Origin of the sequence: Sphingobium sp. B8D3B (assembly GCF_025961875.1) — a bacterium.
GTDB lineage: Bacteria > Pseudomonadota > Alphaproteobacteria > Sphingomonadales > Sphingomonadaceae > Sphingobium.
In genome coordinates this window covers 287,938-301,352 of sequence record NZ_JAOQON010000001.1, presented here as the reverse complement: position 1 = coordinate 301,352, position 13,415 = coordinate 287,938, and the positions used below count along the sequence as shown (strand labels likewise).

The 13,415-nt window shown below is 64.7% G+C and carries 14 protein-coding genes, 1 tRNA gene and 1 other RNA gene; 3 read left to right on the top strand and 13 right to left on the bottom strand.

The genetic code is table 11. The features are described from left to right. Nucleotides 1–2 precede the first annotated feature (2 nt). The 12 genes from M2343_RS01385 to M2343_RS01330 all read right to left on the bottom strand — a co-directional run bounded on the left by M2343_RS01385 (nucleotide 3) and on the right by M2343_RS01330 (nucleotide 10,468). The gene (locus tag M2343_RS01385; RefSeq protein WP_181560264.1) at nucleotides 3–437 is read right to left on the bottom strand and encodes a MerR family transcriptional regulator; all 435 of its coding nucleotides are present in this window, start codon (nucleotides 435–437) and stop codon (nucleotides 3–5) included. Between the two features lie 111 nt (nucleotides 438–548). After that, a complete protein-coding gene (gene hisI / locus M2343_RS01380) occupies nucleotides 549–938 on the bottom strand; it encodes a phosphoribosyl-AMP cyclohydrolase (RefSeq protein ID WP_264575313.1) in 390 nt (129 codons plus the stop codon). A gap of 86 nt (nucleotides 939–1,024) precedes the next feature. After that, a tRNA-His gene (locus M2343_RS01375) sits at nucleotides 1,025–1,101 on the bottom strand. Between the two features lie 257 nt (nucleotides 1,102–1,358). Next, a complete protein-coding gene (locus M2343_RS01370) occupies nucleotides 1,359–1,631 on the bottom strand; it encodes an HU family DNA-binding protein (RefSeq protein ID WP_181560266.1) in 273 nt (90 codons plus the stop codon). A 253-nt stretch (nucleotides 1,632–1,884) separates the two neighbouring features. After that, the gene (gene lon / locus M2343_RS01365) at nucleotides 1,885–4,281 is read right to left on the bottom strand and encodes an endopeptidase La (RefSeq protein WP_264570936.1); all 2,397 of its coding nucleotides are present in this window, start codon (nucleotides 4,279–4,281) and stop codon (nucleotides 1,885–1,887) included. A gap of 216 nt (nucleotides 4,282–4,497) precedes the next feature. After that, on the bottom strand, nucleotides 4,498–4,821 hold the full coding sequence (locus M2343_RS01360; protein WP_264570937.1) for a YbaB/EbfC family nucleoid-associated protein: 324 nt from the start codon (nucleotides 4,819–4,821) through the stop codon (nucleotides 4,498–4,500). Then, entirely contained in the window at nucleotides 4,821–6,578 is a 1,758-nt protein-coding gene (locus M2343_RS01355) for a DNA polymerase III subunit gamma/tau (protein ID WP_264575312.1), read from the bottom strand. The genes M2343_RS01360 and M2343_RS01355 overlap by 1 nt, the downstream gene beginning before the upstream one ends. A 32-nt stretch (nucleotides 6,579–6,610) precedes the next feature. Then, nucleotides 6,611–7,519: a DMT family transporter gene (locus tag M2343_RS01350; RefSeq protein WP_264575311.1), complete on the bottom strand. Its 909-nt coding sequence runs from the start codon at nucleotides 7,517–7,519 to the stop codon at nucleotides 6,611–6,613. 150 nt (nucleotides 7,520–7,669) lie between these two features. After that, nucleotides 7,670–7,767: signal recognition particle sRNA small type (gene ffs / locus M2343_RS01345), an RNA gene on the bottom strand. Between the two features lie 213 nt (nucleotides 7,768–7,980). Next, nucleotides 7,981–8,316, bottom strand: coding sequence for a 2Fe-2S iron-sulfur cluster-binding protein (locus M2343_RS01340; protein ID WP_264570940.1), 336 nt, complete (start codon nucleotides 8,314–8,316; stop codon nucleotides 7,981–7,983). Next, complete coding sequence (locus tag M2343_RS01335) at nucleotides 8,313–9,419, bottom strand: cysteine desulfurase family protein (RefSeq protein ID WP_264575310.1); 1,107 nt, start codon at nucleotides 9,417–9,419, stop codon at nucleotides 8,313–8,315. Before M2343_RS01335 ends, M2343_RS01340 begins: the two co-directional genes overlap by 4 nt. Further along, nucleotides 9,416–10,468 carry a cysteine desulfurase family protein gene (locus M2343_RS01330; protein WP_264575309.1) on the bottom strand — a complete coding sequence of 351 codons (1,053 nt, stop codon included), beginning with the start codon at nucleotides 10,466–10,468 and terminating at the stop codon, nucleotides 9,416–9,418. The genes M2343_RS01335 and M2343_RS01330 overlap by 4 nt, the downstream gene beginning before the upstream one ends. Before the next feature lie 99 nt (nucleotides 10,469–10,567). On the opposite strand from M2343_RS01330, the gene M2343_RS01325 reads away from it, so the two are divergent. The 3 genes from M2343_RS01325 to M2343_RS01315 all read left to right on the top strand — a co-directional run bounded on the left by M2343_RS01325 (nucleotide 10,568) and on the right by M2343_RS01315 (nucleotide 12,430). After that, on the top strand, nucleotides 10,568–11,359 hold the full coding sequence (locus tag M2343_RS01325) for a TSUP family transporter (RefSeq protein ID WP_264575308.1): 792 nt from the start codon (nucleotides 10,568–10,570) through the stop codon (nucleotides 11,357–11,359). Nucleotides 11,360–11,474: 115 nt separating this feature from the next. After that, nucleotides 11,475–12,131 carry an alpha/beta hydrolase gene (locus M2343_RS01320; protein WP_181560275.1) on the top strand — a complete coding sequence of 219 codons (657 nt, stop codon included), beginning with the start codon at nucleotides 11,475–11,477 and terminating at the stop codon, nucleotides 12,129–12,131. Beyond that, nucleotides 12,131–12,430 carry a putative quinol monooxygenase gene (locus tag M2343_RS01315; RefSeq protein ID WP_264575307.1) on the top strand — a complete coding sequence of 100 codons (300 nt, stop codon included), beginning with the start codon at nucleotides 12,131–12,133 and terminating at the stop codon, nucleotides 12,428–12,430. The genes M2343_RS01320 and M2343_RS01315 overlap by 1 nt, the downstream gene beginning before the upstream one ends. 15 nt (nucleotides 12,431–12,445) lie before the next feature. On the opposite strand, the gene M2343_RS01310 is transcribed toward M2343_RS01315, so the two are convergent. After that, the gene (locus M2343_RS01310; RefSeq protein WP_264575306.1) at nucleotides 12,446–13,327 is read right to left on the bottom strand and encodes a DMT family transporter; all 882 of its coding nucleotides are present in this window, start codon (nucleotides 13,325–13,327) and stop codon (nucleotides 12,446–12,448) included. Nucleotides 13,328–13,415 lie beyond the last annotated feature (88 nt).

Sequence of the window (13,415 nt, the reverse complement as noted above, 5' to 3'; positions counted from 1 at the left end):
TCTTAGTTGAGTTCGCCTGACAGGCGCTGATTTTCTTCGACGAGCGCGACGAAATTCTTCAACTCTTCAATCGCTTCGTCGATATCCTGCCGCTGCCGCTGGAGCAATCCGATCCGCTCCTCGCATTTGGCGACAGTAAATTCGCGTTGGGTGCGCCGACCATCGCCGGCATCGTACAGGTCGATCATGTCGCGGATTTCGGCCAGGCTGAATCCCACCCGCTTGCCGCGCAAGATCCAAGCGAGCCGCGCGCGATCGCGATGGCTGTAGACCCGCGTCAGGCCCTGCCGGCGCGGCGAGATGAGTTCCTCATCCTCATAAAAGCGCAGAGCGCGCGGCGTCACTTCGAATTCATCGCACAGGTCGGAGATCGAAAACTCTTCCCGCCCGTCCCGTTCCGGCTGGGGAATGCCGGCAATCATCTGGAGCTTCGTCATTGCATCCATCCTTCCATGAAGGTCAGACGCACAGTTTACGTTTACGTCAACGGAAAATCAACCCCTCCGCGCCGGTGCTCAGACGGGACTGAGCGACATATCCGTTACAGCTCAATGGGCGTGCGGCTCGCGGTCGATCCATTCGAGCCCGTCATCCGTGACGCGGCGATAAAAGCAACTGACGCGGCCCGTGTGGCACGCCGGCCCTACGGGCTTGACCAGCAGCCAGATGGCGTCCTGATCGCAATCCAGCCGCATGTCGACGATGTGGAGTTCGTTGCCGGACTCCTCGCCCTTGCGCCAGAGCTTGCCCCGGCTGCGGGACCAGAAATGGGCGACGCGCGTTTCGATCGTCGCGGCCAGGGCCTGCGCGTTCATGTGCGCCAGCATCAGCAATTCGCCGGTATCGACATTGCTCGCCACGGCTGTGATCAACCCATCGCGGTCATAGCGAGGATTGAGCCGCAGCCCTTCCTCCCGATCATCGTCTGCTTTTGCCATGCGGTGCCTATAGGCTGCGCGCGACGGGCTGTCAGCCCCGTGCACGCAGCGCAGCGCGCCAGTCGTCCAAATCTCGGAAAAGAAAATGGGGCGATCGACGGGATCCGAACCCGCGACCTCTGGTACCACAAACCAGCGCTCTAACCAACTGAGCTACGATCGCCACAGCGTCCATCGACGCTATCGAGAGGCGGCCCATAATGCCCCGGGAGGACCGCCGTCAAGCACAGAGCGCGCCCCTTTCGGGATTAGCACGCTTTTCCCGGCAGACCGGGCATCGTCAGCCTTCACCCCGGCTGAAAATCAAAAAGGCCAGGCAGAGCCCGGCCTTTGCCGACATGGGACGTCGCGTTCCCTGTCGGCGATCCAATCAAGCGGTGCCCCGGCCGGAAAGCGCGGGGCAACGATCGATCGAGTTGATTAGTTGACGGCGTCCTTGAGACCCTTGCCGGCCTTGAACTTCGGCTGGCTGGAAGCCTTGATCGCCATGGTTTCGCCGGTGCGCGGATTGCGACCGGTCGAGGCCTTGCGCTGCGAAACGGAGAACGTGCCGAAGCCAACGAGGCGAACTTCATCGCCCTTCTTGAGAGCGGCGGTGATCGCGTCGAACACTGCCTCAACAGCCTTGTTCGCATCGGCCTTGGTGAGGCCGCTCTGATCCGCGACCGAACTGATGAGATCCTGCTTGTTCATGCCTTGGGAACCCCCTTCTTGAGAAAACTTGTGGTGGGAATCATGCGACGAAGGCGCGCATAAAGGCTTGCTTCGTCGCAAGTGTCAAAGAGATTTGCGCCTCAAACCCGTTAAAAACCCTGATTTACGCTGTTTTTCACGATGATCGGTCCGGTCCGGACGACGGACCGGCCCATTTATGACGATCCTTAACCGCCCTTAACTTCAAATCGGGCTGTTTTGGGCATCGGCGTCATGACGATCATCGCGAGACTCAGTGCCGCATCCGCTGCTCATGCTCGGCTGCCGAGCCGATCGGAGGCTGGGCGGCGAGATCATCTTCCTCGGACCAGTCAATCGGTGTCAGCGCCCCGGTGAGCGCGCGAGCAAGCACCTCGTCCACATGGCTCACCGGCACGATTTCAAGGCCTTCCTTGATGTTCGCCGGAATCTCCACCAGGTCCTTCTCATTCTCCTGCGGAATGAGCACGGTCTTGATTCCGCCGCGCAGCGCCGCGAGCAGCTTTTCCTTCAGCCCGCCAATGGGCAGAACCCGGCCGCGCAGCGTCACTTCGCCTGTCATCGCGACATCCTTGTGGACGGGGATGCCGGTCAACGTGGAGACGATGGACGTCACCATGCCGATGCCAGCGCTCGGCCCATCCTTGGGTACCGCGCCTTCGGGAAGGTGGATGTGAATATCCTTGCGGTTGAAGATGCTCGGCTTGATCCCATAAGCTGGGGCGCGCGCCTTCACATAGGAGAAGGCTGCCTGAACCGACTCGGTCATCACGTCGCCGAGCTTGCCGGTCGTCTTGATCTGGCCCTTGCCGGGGACCGTCACCGATTCGATGGTGAGTAGCTCGCCGCCCACTTCCGTCCAGGCAAGGCCGGTGACGGCACCGATCTGGTGCTCTTCCTCGGAAATGCCATGACGGAATTTCCGCACGCCCGCATAATCGCCCAGATTCTCCGGCGTAATGGTGACGCTGGTTTCCTTGCCCTCAAGGATACGGCGGAGCGCCTTGCGCGCCAGACGCGCAATCTCGCGCTCGAGCGTCCGCACGCCCGCTTCCCGCGTATAATAGCGAATGAGGTCGCGCAGCGCGGCTTCCTCGATGGCAAATTCGCCTTCCTTCAGCCCATGGGCCTCGATCTGCTTTTCGATCAGATGCCGCTGCGCGATCTCCAGCTTTTCGTCCTCGGTGTAACCCTCCAGCCGGATGATCTCCATGCGGTCGAGCAGCGCCTGTGGAAGATTGAGGCTGTTGGCGGTCGTGACGAACATCACATCCGACAGATCGAGGTCGATCTCCAAATAATGGTCCTGGAACTTGCTGTTCTGCTCCGGGTCCAGCACCTCGAGCAGCGCGGAAGCCGGATCACCGCGGAAATCCTGGCCGAGCTTGTCGATCTCGTCGAGCAGCACCAGCGGGTTCATCGCCCCGGCCTTTTTGAGGTTGGACGCGATCTTGCCCGGCATGGAGCCGATATAGGTGCGGCGATGGCCGCGAATCTCGGCCTCGTCCCGCACGCCGCCCAGCGACTGGCGCACGAACTCGCGGCCCGTTGCCTTGGCGATGGAACGACCGAGCGAGGTCTTGCCGACACCCGGCGGACCGACGAGGCACAGGATCGGGCCTTTCAGCTTGTCAGAGCGCGCCTGCACGGCGAGATATTCGATGATCCGGTCCTTGACCTTGTCGAGCGCGAAGTGATCGGCATCCAGCACGTCCTGCGCCTTCACCAGATCCTTTTTGAGCTTGCTCTTCTTGCCCCAGGGCACGCCGAGCAGCGCATCGAGATAATTGCGGACCACCGTCGCTTCGGCCGACATGGGCTGCATGGAGCGCAGCTTCTTGAGCTCGGCTTCCGCCTTGCTGCGCGCTTCCTTGCTCAGGCGTGTCTTCTTGATCTTCTCGGTCAGCTCGGAAAGCTCATCGCCCTCCTCGCCTTCGCCGCCGCCCAGCTCGCGCTGGATCGCCTTGAGCTGCTCGTTGAGATAATATTCGCGCTGGGTCTTCTCCATCTGGCGCTTCACGCGGCCACGGATTTTCTTCTCGACCTGCAGCACGCCGAGTTCGCCTTCCATGAAGGCAAAGACCATTTCCAGGCGCTTGAGCGGATCGCCCTCGACCAGCAGCGACTGCTTGTCGGCGACCTTCACGGCAAGGTTGGCCGCAATGAAATCGGACAGGCGACCAGCCTCGGTGATCTCGCGCAGTTGCGCGGCAGCTTCCGCCGGCAGCTTCTTGTTGAGCTTGGCGTAATTCTCGAACTGGTCGGTGACCGAGCGCATCATCGCCTCTACCTCAGCACCGCCCACGACGATGTCGTCCAGCGGCGCAACGGTGGCGACGATGTGATCCTCGGCATCCGTCAACGCGGTCAGGGAAGCGCGCTGCTTGCCTTCCACCAGCACGCGGACATTGCCATCGGGCAGCTTGAGCATCTGCACGATGCTGGCAATGACGCCCATGTCATAAAGCGCTTCCCGGTCCGGATCGTCCTCGCTCGGGTCGAGCTGCGCGACGAGGAAGATGTCCTTGTCGCCCGCCATCGCCTTTTCAAGCGCCGTCACGCTCTTGTCGCGTCCCACGAACAGGGGCACGATCATCTGCGGGAAAACGACGATATCCCGCAGCGGCAAGAGAGGCAGATCAAGATCCATTGTCACTCCAATCCAGCCAGGGGGCCTTACCCCTGAGCCTGCGAACCGCCTTCGTGCAGAAGGGGCCGCTTCACAACTCGGTCGCTTTTCCCGCGCATCGCGAAAAACGATCAATGCATCATATCGTTCAGCCGCGCGCGCATTTCAACGGCGCGAAAAGCTACTGACGGCTGAACTGGTTAAGCGCGGGTAAAAACTATCGCCTTTTTACGCCGATCAGAACGGCATCTTGAAGCCCGGCGGCAGCGGCAGACCAGCCGTCATCTTGCTCATCTGCTCGTTGGCGGCTTCATCCGCCTTGGCGCGCGCATCGTTGAAGGCAGCGACAATCAGGTCTTCCAGCATCGTCTTGTCGGCTGGCACGATCAGGCTCTCATCGACCGAAAGGCCAAGGATGCGGCCCTTGGCGCTCGCTCGCACCTTGACCAGTCCGCCGCCGGAAGCACCCTCGACCTCGATGTTATCGAGTTCAGCCTGCGCCTTCTGCATTTCCTCCTGCACCCGGCTGGCCATGCCGAGAATGTCGTTGAGGTCCTTCATCAGCCTTCACTCCTATATTGCTCATCATCCGGGTGCACGAGCCGTGCTCCGGGGAATGCTTCCAGCGCGGCAGCCACGATGGGCGCAGCGCTGATCTGGGCAAGCCGCGCTTCCTTGGCGGCCTGCTCCTGCTCGCGCAGGCTTGGCTGGCCGTGGACATCCGTCGAGCGGACATCCCAGACCTCGCCCGTCACCTCACGCAACGCCGCCGCTACTTGCCGGGGGAAATCGGCATCGAGCGGCTGGAGGATGCGGAAGGCCAGTTCCGGCGGAGCATAATGCACAAGGCTCACATAATCATGCAGCTCCGCGCTGAGCCGGGCATGGCGCGCCTTGAGCGCCTCGACCATCGCGGCAAAATCCGTCGGCAGCGCTGGCGTTGCCGCTTCCGACTCCGGCTCAGGCGCGGCTGGCGGCGCGGGCGGCGGAGCGCTCGGGGCCGCCTGGGCCGCTTCGCTCAACGTCCCACTGGGCGCAGGGGCCGGCATCGTCGGGCTCGCCTGCCCGCCGCCCCCAGCACCGTCGCGGATGAGGCGCGCCAGTTCGGCCGGGTCCGGCATGGCTGAGGCGTGGATCAGCCGCAGCAGCGCCATTTCGCAGGCCGCGTGGGGCCGCGCGGCAGCGGCAACCTCGGCATGGCCTTTGAGCAGCAATTGCCACAACCGATGGAACACCGGGAAAGACAATTGCTCTGCCCAACCGGCAATCGCGCCGCGCTCGGCCTCCGGCATGCGATCGAGCCCGGCGCCCCGCCCGGCCTTGGCCGTCGTCGCCGCATGGATGAGATCGAGCAAGGCATTCACCGTGGCGAGCGGCTCGACGCCGAGCGCTTCCTGCTCGCCCAATGTCGCCAGCACCGCCGGCGCATCGCCATCGAGGATCTGGTCGAACAGCCGCCGCGTCGCGCCGCGATCCGACAGGCCGAGCATTTCGCGAACCTGATCGGCCTGCACGAAGGGCCGTCCATCCTCGCCGACCCCGGCATGCGCAATCGCCTGATCGAGGATCGACTGGCCATCGCGCGCCGAGCCTTCCGCGGCGGTGGCGATGAGGCGCAGGGCATCGTCCTCGGCAACGACGCCTTCCTTGCCGCAAATCATGCGGAAATTATCGACCAGCAACTCCACCGGGATGCGCCTCAGGTCGAAGCGCTGGCAGCGGGAGAGCACCGTGATCGGCACCTTGTTCACCTCGGTGGTGGCGAACAGGAACTTCACATGCTCCGGCGGCTCCTCAAGAGTCTTGAGCAAGGCATTGAAGGCATTGCGCGAGAGCATGTGCACTTCGTCGATGATGTAGATCTTGAACCGCGCGGAGACGGCTGCGTAACGCACCGCCTCGATGATCTCGCGCACATCATCGACGCCGGTGTGGCTGGCCGCGTCCATCTCGATCACGTCGATATGGCGCCCCTCGGCAATCGCCTTGCACGGTTCGCAGACGCCGCAGGGATCGATCGTCGGCCCGCCCTGCCCGTCCGGACCGACGCAATTGAGTGCCTTGGCGATCAGCCGCGCGGTGGACGTCTTCCCCACCCCGCGCACGCCGGTCATCAGGAAGGCGTGGGGCAAACGCTCGCGCTTGATCGCATTGGCGAGCGTGCGCACCATCGCTTCCTGGCCGATCAGCTCGGCAAAGGTCTGCGGGCGATAGGCGCGGGCGAGCACGCGATAGGCGGGCGCGTCAGGCGCCACAGCCGCTTGCGGCCGGGGCGGTTCGCCAAGGTCGAAGCCCGGATCGTCTGAGGAATCGGTCATTGCGTTCGTTCTAGCCGCACTCGCGCCGGAAGTTAATGCGCGATCGGGGCGCGGACGGATCGCCGCAGGAAGGGCAGCGCGATGCCAATGAAGATCAGGCCCATACCGGCAAGATGATAGCCATGCAGCGGCTCGTCCAGCAGCAGCGCGGCGAGCAGCGCGCCGAACACCGGCTGCAGGTTGATCACCTGCCCCGCATCGCCCGCCCCGATCTGCTCCACCGCCAGGTTGAACAGAAAGTAGGCGACCAGCGAGGGCAGCAGGATGACATAGGCGACGCCCGCCGCGACGCCGGGCGTCATGATCACCCGCGCATGTGCCAGTTCATAAGCGGACAGCGGCGCCATGCACAGCACGCCGATGAACGCGGTGATCGCCAGAAAGCTCAGCCCGTGGATCTTCGGCCGCAGGCGCAGAAACACCGTGTAGAGCGACCAGAGGCTGACCGCGCACAGCACCAGCAGATCGCCCCGGTTGAACACCATCGAGAACAGGGCCGACGGATTGCCCTGCAGGATGATCGTAAGCACCCCGGCGGCTGCCATGATCACGCCGACCACCTGCATGGCGCGCGGGCGATTGCGGAAGAACAGGAAGTCGAACAGCAGCACCAACGCAGGAATGGCTGCCTGGATGAGCAGGCTGTTCGCCGCCGTCGTATATTGCAGGCCGGAATACATGAAGGCGTTGAAGCAGCCGACGCCGATCACGCCGAGGAACAGAATGATCTTCCAATTGGCTTTGGCCACGGGCCAGTCCTGCCGCAAATAGCGCCACGCCACCGGCAGCGCGATCAGGGTCGCGCCGCTCCAGCGCCAGAAGGCCAGTGTGAAAGGCGGCATTTCCGTGTGGATCGCTCGCGCAACCACGGAGTTGCCGGACCAGAGCAGCATCACCAGCACCAGCATGAGATAGACGATGGTTCGGGATCTGCCGGCCATGAACTCAGTCCTTTCGCGCGCGCCGCTCAGCCACGAAAGCGCGGCCTGCCTATGACGCCATGCCCATGACGCCCTATCCTGCCCCCGGCAAGTCCGCGTGCAGGCCCGCAAGCAGAAGAGCGCTGCAGAACAAGGCGATGACAATGAAGAGGAGGTGGAAGCCGGAACGACCCGCAGCGAATTCGTTGTGGCTGCTTCCGTCAGGACCTGACCAGGTTGGCGAAGACTACGTCCGCCCGACTTCCGAGGCGGATATGGCGGCATGAGGCGGGAAATGCAAGCGGCGCGAAATGTGCGGGGGATAGGTGCGACATGCTTTGACACCCCCTCCTCTTCAGAGGAGGGGCAGCGAGCGTTACGCACTTGTTCGTTACGCGCAGCGGGGTGGTGTTTTCGGCCTCGCGCAGGAACGCACCTCACCACCCCAACCCCTCCTCTGAAGAGGAGAGGCTTTTTTTGCCTCACGCCCCCTGCATATTCCGGCTCTCGGCGGGAATGTGCACGGTCAGCGTCTCCAGCGCGTCACTCAGCACGATTTGGCAGGAGAGCCGGCTGGTCCGAGTGGTGGAGGCGGCCAGATCGAGCATGTCTTCCTCATCCTCGCTGGCGCGGGGAAGCTTGCCGAAGTCCTCCGCGTCCACGATCACATGGCAGGTGGAGCAGGCCATCTGCCCCTCGCAGGTGCCTTCCAGCGGCTGGCCGGCGGCCTGCGCCACGTCGAGCAGAATGTCGCCCGCGCTGGCCTCCACTTCCTGCACATGTTCGCCATTGGCGCTGATGAAGCGGACTAAGGTCATGCGGGCACTCCCTGTGCGTCGGCGGCCTGATTGAGCAGACTCGCGGCTTCTTCCAGATCGGCCATGCTGGTGTAGCGCCCCATGCCGATCCGCACCGAACTGCGCGCCTCTGCATCGCTCAGACCCATGGCCTTGAGCACATGGCTCGGCCGGCCGGACCCGCTCGCGCAAGCAGACCCGAGCGAGACGGCGACGGTCCGTACATCCGAGATCAGCCGCGCCGCGTCCAGCCCAGGCCGGCGGAGATTGAGATTGCCATGATAGCGCGCCTCCCCGGTGCCATTGAGGTGCCAATCCGCAAACAGCTCCAGCGCGCGCGTCCAGAGCGCTTCGACATGGGCGAGGTCGGCATAGCGGCGCTGCGCCGCCAGTTGCGCGGCCACACCGAAGCCCGCGCACAGCATGGGCGAGAGCGTCCCCGGCCTTACCCCCTGCTCCTGCCCGCCACCATGCATGAGCGGCGGCAGGTCGAGGCCTTCGCGCAGCCACAGCGCGCCCACGCCCTTCGGGCCGTGGATCTTGTGAGCGCTGATCGCGATCAGGTCCGCCTGAGGGGTCGCAAGTCGGCCAAAACCCTGCACGGCGTCGCACAATGTCGGCACGCCAGCCGCGCGCGCGATCACGAACAGCCGGTCGAGTGGCTGCACCACGCCGATCTCGTTGTTCACCTGCATTACCGCAAGCAAGGCGGCTCGCTCATCGATCGCCGCCTCGGCAATCTCCAGATCGACCAGCCCGTCGGCATTCACCGGCACGATCACCGGCTCGAAACCCTCGCGGCGCAAGGCCATCACCGTATCGAGCACGGCGGCATGTTCGGTCGCCACCGTCACCACCCGCCGCCGGCTGTGCGGAGCGGCCCGCGCGGCGCCGATAATGGCCATGTTCAGCGCCTCCGTCGCGCCGCTTGTGAAGATCAGGCGGCCATCCGCCCGGCCCAGCGCATCAAGGATGCGGCCCCGCGCCAGCTCGACATCCGCCGCCGCAATGCGGCCGATGCGATGCGCGCTGTTCGGATTGCCATAATGATCCATCGCGGCCACCATGGCATCCGCAACCTCCGGCGCCAGCGGCGTGGTGGCCTGGTAATCGAGGTAGATCATCGTCTTGCGTTCCCGTGCGCGATGGCCTGCCACTCAGTGAGAAAATCGTCAATGTCGGCCGCGCACGTGTCATGCCCCATAGTGACACGGATCACCTCGGCGGCCTTAGCCTGCGGCCAACCCATGGCCGCCAACACATGGCTTGTACGCAAGCTGCCCGACGAGCAGGCGCTGCCTGCCGACACCGCGATCCCGGCCATGTCGAAGCGGATGAGCTGCGCCTGCGCGGACACGCCCCGCATTCGGTAGCTGGCGATGGTCGGCAATCGCGGGGAGGCGTCCGCCACGATTGCGCCGCCGGCTGCGAGAATAGCCGCGTCCATCCGCTCGCGCCAACCGGCGACGTCAGCCAACCAGTCGCGCGGAGCTTCCAGCGCCGCCGCAAAGCCTAGCGCCAGCGGCATGGCCTCGGTGCCGGCGCGGTAGCCCTGCTCCTGCCCGCCGCTCGGCGCCAGCAGCGTCAGATCCCGTACCAGCAGCGCACCAATGCCGATCGGTCCGCCCAGCTTGTGCGCGCTCAGAACGATCAGGTCCGGACCTTTCGGAAGCGGCATCTTCCCAGCCGATTGGCTGCAATCGGCCAGCAGCAGGCCATTTTGCGCGTGGATGCGCTCGGCGAACGCCTCCAGCGGCTGGATCACGCCGGTCTCGCTATTGACCTGCTGGATCGCGATCAGCGTACCCGGCGCAATGGCATCGGGCAGGCACACGATCCCGTCATGATCGACCGGCAGCCGGCGATCCTCCGGGATGTGGCGCAGCACAGCATCATGTTCGCTCGCCCCTGCCAGCAAGGGAGACGCCTTTGCGCGCGTCAACGCGATAGCCAGCGCCTCGCTCGCGCCGGCGGTGAACAGCACATGCCCATCCCAGTCGAGCGCCTGCGCCACACGGCGGCGGGCATCCTCCAGCAAGGCGCGCGCCTGACGGCCTGCGGCATGCGGCGATGAGGGATTGGCCCAGGCATCGAACCCGGCCAGCATCGCCGCGCGAGCCTGCGGCAGCAGCGGCGTGGTCGCGGCATGATCGAGATAGATGCGTCGGCTCATCGCCCCTTCCCTACAGGCCCGCCGCGCCGCGGCAAATGGATTTGCCCTCTGGTGCAATCAGCCATGTTGCGGCGCAACACAGACCTGATATGCGAAGACATGGATCCCGCCTTCAACATCATCCTCATCCTCATGGGCGTGGCGTTTCTCGCCGCGACCATCGACGCCATGGCGGGCGGCGGCGGCCTCGTCACCATTCCCGCGCTGCTGGCGGCGGGCATCCCGCCCGTGGCCGCTCTGGCGACCAACAAGCTCCAGAGCAGCTTTGGCACCTGCGGCGCCGTCATCGCCTTCGCCCGGCGCGGACATATTGATTTCCGCCGCTTCGCCATGCCGGCGCTGGCGTCATTTATCGGCTCTGCGGGCGGCGCGTTTCTGGTAACGCGGATTGATTCCGGCTTTCTCTCCGCGCTGCTGCCGATGCTGCTGATCGCGATGGTGCTCTATTTCCTCCTCTCGCCCCGCATGAGCGATGAGGACAGGCACAGCCGCTTCGGCCCGCTCGTGCTCATCGTCACAGCGGCGATCATCGGCGGCTATGACGGCTTTTTCGGGCCCGGCACCGGCTCCTTCTTCACCACCGCGCTGGTCGGCCTGTTCGGCTTTGGCCTCATCCGCGCCGTGGCCCATACCAAGCTACTGAATTTCGCCAGCAATTTCTCCAGCGTGATCGTCTTCATCATCGGCGGGCATGTGCTCTGGATCACCGGCCTTGCCATGGCCGTCGGCAGCATCGCAGGCGGGCAATTCGGCGCCTATCTCGCGATCCGCTTCGGCGCCGGAATCGCGCGGCCTCTGCTGATCGTCATGTCCCTCGCGCTCACCACCAAGCTGCTGCTGGACCCGACGAACCCCCTCACCGCCGCTGCTCTGGGCTGGTTCGGGGGCTGAAGCGGGCGCCCTCAACCAGAAACATTGCGAAAATCGCGCGTCCGCCTATATAAGCGCGCGTCCCGCGTCGTCGGCCAGTCTCGGTCGCCCGCTCCCATTTCAAGTCTCAGGTGCCATGCCCGACGTCATTTTTCCCGGTCCCGAAGGCCGTCTCGAAGGTCGTTTCAGCCCTCCGCCCCGGCCGCGTGCGCCTGTTGCGCTGATCCTGCATCCGCACCCGCAGGGCGGCGGCACGATGAACGATCGCATCACGCAAGCACTCTACAAGACCTTCGTGAAGCGCGGTTTTGCGACGCTGCGGTTCAATTTCCGGGGTGTCGGTCGCTCGCAGGGCGTGTTCGACAATGGCATTGGTGAGCTCTCCGATGCCGCCGCGGCGCTCGACTGGATCCAGAGCTTCCACCAGGAAGCGCAGACGACGTGGATCGCCGGTTTCTCGTTCGGTGCATGGATCTCCATGCAGCTGCTGATGCGCCGGCCGGAAGTGCGCGGCTTCATCTCCGTGGCGCCGCCGGCCAACATGTACGATTTCTCGTTCCTGGCACCCTGCCCCGCCTCCGGCATCATCGTGCAGGGCGTGAACGATGAGGTCGTTTCGGCCGCCTCCGTGCAGAAGCTGGTCGACAAGCTGCGCACGCAGAAGGGCATCACCATCCATCATGACGAGATCCGCAACGCCAATCACTTCTTCGAGCATGAGCTCGACCAGCTGATGATGAGCGTCGACAATTATCTCGACATGCGCCTCGCCCCGGATTCGCCGATCCGCTGATGCTGATCCTCGCCGGGACCGTTCGCTTGCCGCCGGAGAACCTGCCGGCGGCGCGTCTGGTGATCGCGCGGATGGTCGCGGCCAGCCGCGCGGAGCCGGGTTGCATCGCCTACAGCTTCGCCGAGGACCTCGAGGAGCCCGGGCTGCTGCGTATCTTCGAGGTCTTTCGCGACCGTGAGGCCCAGCAGGCCCATGCCGCGAGCCAGCACATGAAGGACTGGCGCGCCACATGGGATGACCTCGGCATCGGCGACAAGCAGATCATCCATTATGAGGTTTCGGCCACCTCGGAGGGCTGACACGCGCCAGTGCGTTCACACCGTCGCGGGCGGAGTCCGGCGGCGGCGCTTCAGCACGATCAACATGCCGGCGCTGCCGATCGTGAGCATCCCGACAATCGCCACCGGATCGGGCACATGCCGGAACACGATCCAGCCGAGCACCGTCGCCCACAGCACCTGCAGATACGTGATCGGCGCCAGCGTCGAAGCCGGGGCGTGGCGAAAGGCTGCCGTGAACAGATAATGCCCCACCCCGCCCCACAGACCCAGCGACGCCAGCAGCGCGCCTTCCAGCAGCGTCGGCATCCGCCCCGCCCAGTAGAAGGGCGCCACCGCGCCGAAAACGAGGCTGCCCACGGCGGCACTGTAGAAGAGCAAAGCGAAGGTCTTCTCGGTCGCCGCCAGCGTGCGGGACATGAGTTGGTAAGTGCCATTGAGCATGGCGGCGCCCAGAGCGAGCATGACGCCCACGACATCCAGCCCGCCACCCGGCCGTGCAATCAGCACAACGCCGGCGAGTCCCAGCAGCACGGCGCCCCAGCCCCGCAGCCCGACCTCCTCGCCGAGCAGCAGTCCCCCGCCCAGCGCGACCAGTGTCGGCGCGAGAAACATGATCGCCGTCGCTTCCCCGACCGGCATGCGGGTGAGCGCGAGCGCCATCAGTACGGAGGCGCAGGCGAGGCAGCAGCCCCGCATCCAGACGAGCGCGGTGCGCGTCGTGCGCACCATCTCCCGCCCGCCGCGCGGCGCCATGACGACGAGCATCAACAAGAGGTTGCCGATGAAACGCGCCGCCACGATCACAGGCGCCTCGAAATGCGCGGTGAGCACTTTCGTGGTCGTATCCAGCGCCGCGAACAGCAGCAGAGCGGCGGCGCAGAGCAGAATTCCACGAATCGGTTGAGTGCTAGTCATCTGAATGCTCGTCGGCGACAACGTCCCCGCCGACCATGGCTGGGTGCGTCGAAAATCTTGATCTGCGCGATCCGGCTAAAGAGAGCGG